General features: G+C 69.3%; 1 protein-coding gene. It reads left to right on the top strand.

Translation table 11 applies throughout. The annotated features are described in order from the left end of the window. The first annotated feature begins 129 nt into the window (after positions 1 to 129). Positions 130 to 762 (top strand): bb3-type cytochrome oxidase subunit III, encoded by a 633-nt coding sequence (locus APY03_RS27000; protein ID WP_068681693.1) that lies wholly within the window; start codon positions 130 to 132, stop codon positions 760 to 762. Positions 763 to 817: the final 55 nt, after the last annotated feature.

The raw sequence follows: 817 nt of genomic DNA, 5'->3' as shown, positions 1-817 counted from the left end.
AAAGAAAGTGACTCGCCCGCCGGGGCGAATTCCCGGCTCCTGCCTCACAACAAGCACACCCCCAAAGCAAGCGAACGAGCACCCTTCCCCAGGACGCGATAGAGCAAGACGCAATCCAGAGGTGACGCAATGAACACCAGCGCCGCACTCCGCCCCGGCTACAACCGCCCCCGCCCGGACCCCCCTGCATCCGCGCTGTCCGCAAGCATCGGCCTATGGATCTTCATCGGCGTAGCGACCGTGCTGTTCTCGCTCTTCGTCACCGCCTACGTGATGCGCATGAGCGGCGAGGACGCCGTGTCGATCGAGCTGCCATGGCAACTGGGCCTCAGCACCGCGCTGCTCGCCGCCGGCAGCATGGCGCTGCAGGCCTGCGCCTCGGCGGCTCGCAGCGTCGCCATGCGCCGAACCCGGAAACTGCTGCTGGCCGGTGGCCTGTGCGCAGGCGCCTTCCTGCTGGTGCAGCTGTGGGCCTGGTCGTCGCTGCTGTCGGCGCAGGTGATGCTGGCCGGCAATCCGGGCGGCAGCTTCTTCTACCTGCTGACGGCGATGCACGCGCTGCACGTGGCGGGCGGCCTCGCGGCGTGGGCCTGGACGGCGCGCGCCGCCTGGCATCCGGCCGCGGACCTGGTCGGGCTGGGCTGGCGCATCGGGCTGTGCGCGCGCTACTGGCACTTCCTGCTCGCGGTGTGGGTGGTGCTGTTCGCCATGCTGGGGTGGCTCACGCCCGAGGTGGCGCGCTTCATCTGCGGCACGGCATAGGGAATCACGCCATGAACACCATCGCCGTTCCCACGATCGCGCCACCCATCCTGGC

The sequence above is a fragment of the Variovorax sp. WDL1 genome, from assembly GCF_001541225.1.
GTDB lineage: Bacteria > Pseudomonadota > Gammaproteobacteria > Burkholderiales > Burkholderiaceae_C > Variovorax.
The sequence above is the reverse complement of the archived record's forward strand: the minus strand, read 5'-3'. Positions and strand labels throughout refer to the sequence as shown.